Raw genomic sequence first — 2,721 nt, 5'->3', positions numbered from 1 at the left:
ATTCATACGAATAGGTAAGGGTTTGACGTTATCGCTCCCTTTTCCCCTCGTTTGCACCGCACGTGCAACTTTCATCGCATACGGCGCTCCAACTAATCCAATTCATTCTATTCTATGTATGCGAAATGAAGCTATTTATTCTAGTTTAGGATTAAGTCATTTTTGCATTGTTTTCGTAGTTCATTTACCTTTTGAATTTGCTTTTTACTAAGCTCCAAAACCTTGATTAGAGTTTTGATTTTCTCACTGTCTTTTAAATGTATCAACCGATGAGCGGACTCATGTAGTATAATCAAGTTTGAGTACGTGTCATCTTTTGAGAGATGATACGGCTTTTTATGATGACAGTGCCAATCGTGTTTCTCAAGCTCCATACCAGTTATGGCACATTTCCCATATTGGGCAATAAACTTACTAATGCGGTTATCGTTATACTCAATCGTCCGATTTGGAATAAAGTTTTTCATGACATAAGCTAAAACATTTTTATCAATCGCTTTAAGATTATGGTGTATTTTGTCTCGCCCTTTTTCCGTATAATTACAAATATCCTGAGAAAAGCACAGATTTGTTTTGTGCTTTTGGGCATGAATAGGGACAAATACCATATTTTTTATTTTATAAAGCCTTGACTTACAACCTTTATAACGTTTTTTTAATGTGGCAGTCATGTCAGAGAATGTCGCTTCTTTTCTAAGGTCCTTTAATCGATTATAAAGCGTCTTGTTAAGATAGGAGTACAACTCGCTTAAATTATTCATGATTTCAGTTGCTGGTGCATAATAATTTTGGATCCCCATTACGACAGTATTGTAATGCCATACTGTCTCATTACATGGTTTTTTCTGAATTGCTTTTATGGAGTCTTTAATTTTAATATGTGCGTTGGACTTAGCTTTCTTCGTCATATTTGATTTGGCAACATACCCAAACCTGGTTTTACCTTTCCTTTTTACACGGAACGAGAATCCAAGGAATTCTGACGAATTCTTCTTCAAGTTAACAACCTTTGATTTTTCATCACTTGTCTTAAGGTGTAGTCTAGTATTAAGGAAATCCTTAATGGCATAATTCATTTTGATAGCTTGCGAGCGAGTGCGGCATAATACCTTAAAATCATCTGCATACCTAACGATGTAACATTCTTTCAGCTTTGATTTTTTGAGTGCTTTTACTTTACTTCCATTATGTTTGTATTTATAGTTGCTTTGAAAAGTTTCCCATTGATTACTTACCCACCAATCCAGCTCATTTAATACAATGTTTGATAGCAGCGGTGAAAGGATGCCGCCTTGCGGGGTTCCTTTTGTTGGTACACCTTCTCCTTCAATTTCGGCTTTCAATAACTTGGATATGATGGAAATTAATGCTTTATCTTTAATTCCTAGTGTCCATATTTGTTTAAGTAATTTACTATGGTCAACGTTGTCAAAAAATCCCTTGATGTCTACATCTATACAGTGATAGAGGCCTGTCATATTGATAAGTGACTCTAATCTCGCTTTGGCATGGTGTGTACTTCTATTTGGCCGGAATCCGTAGCTATGTTTATGAAACTTTGCCTCACAAATAGGTTCTAATACTTGTAAGATACATTGTTGAGCAATTCTGTCCCATATTGTCGGAATTCCCAATGGTCTTAATTTGCCATTTCCTTTGTCAATAAACACCCGTCGAACACTTTCTGGTTTATATGATTGAAACATACTTTGAACCTGTTCAATTACTTCATCTATCGACAAGCCCTTAATATCATCAATCTTTAACTTGTTTGTCCCTGCTGTTTTACTCCCAGTATTTCTTTTGATGTTTCGATAGGCAAGACGTATATTATCATTGGAACTTATTATATTCATTAAGTCATAGAAACTTTTACCATCGACACTTTGAGCATATAAGTTATCAAAACGATGTTGCATATCATAATACTCGCTGTGTCTCAGTTTCTTCCGTTTCAACAAGTCGGTGACTCCCTTCGGGAGTTGAACCTCTATTAGTCTCACAAGAACCTCGTTAACCGATAAAGAACTGCCATACATGGTTGAATGATTCTTCATTAGTCTAGTGGCTGTCCCTCCATGTTGATTGGACATTTCATCGGTACTGTGCCACCACTTTCACTGATACAAAAATAAGTTATACAATAGCTACTCTCACTATTGCTTTCCTTAACACCGTTTCAAAGGGAGTAAGTCCTCCACGTCATCAGCTTACAACGTTGAATTATATCTGTTATGGAATGAACTTAGGTGCTTCCTGTAAGCCTGTTAGCCGTTCATATGCCTATAACATATCATGGATTTTCATATTAACTAGTCTTACTCATCCACTGCTAACCTCACGATTTGGTGATATACACATTTCTATGCATTGCCAGTTTAGACCCGTACCTTCAGAAGTTCGTCAGCTTAACCTTTTCTTGTAGGTTTATTCGCATTCTCACCATATTCATTCAACTCAAGCATTATGATTTACACCACCCCATCGGGTAGGTTTTCGTCAGCTAAACTGCACTGTTACGGTAAATTCTTACGCCTTTTCACCGAGCTTTTAACACTGTCATTCTTACTAAATCAAGTGCTAATCGACTAAGAGAGAACCCTTCCAAGCGTTACCTCATCATTTGATTCTTCGATATAATCCTTCAATTCCAGAAGGAATTGCCTAGCCTTTATTGGAATGGTGTGGCCACCTTCCATTTAAACTAGGAACATTTCGCAC

Annotated in this window: 1 protein-coding gene; it reads right to left on the bottom strand. The window is 36.7% G+C overall.

What is annotated here, in order from left to right; translation table 11 throughout:
- Nucleotides 1-140 precede the first annotated feature (140 nt).
- Nucleotides 141-1,958: a group II intron reverse transcriptase/maturase gene (gene ltrA / locus EV207_RS22750; RefSeq protein WP_132748736.1), complete on the bottom strand. Its 1,818-nt coding sequence runs from the start codon at nucleotides 1,956-1,958 to the stop codon at nucleotides 141-143.
- Nucleotides 1,959-2,721: the final 763 nt, after the last annotated feature.

The sequence above is a fragment of the Scopulibacillus darangshiensis genome (genome assembly GCF_004341035.1).
GTDB lineage: Bacteria > Bacillota > Bacilli > Bacillales > Sporolactobacillaceae > Scopulibacillus > Scopulibacillus darangshiensis.
The sequence above is the reverse complement of the archived record's forward strand: the minus strand, read 5'-3'. Positions and strand labels throughout refer to the sequence as shown.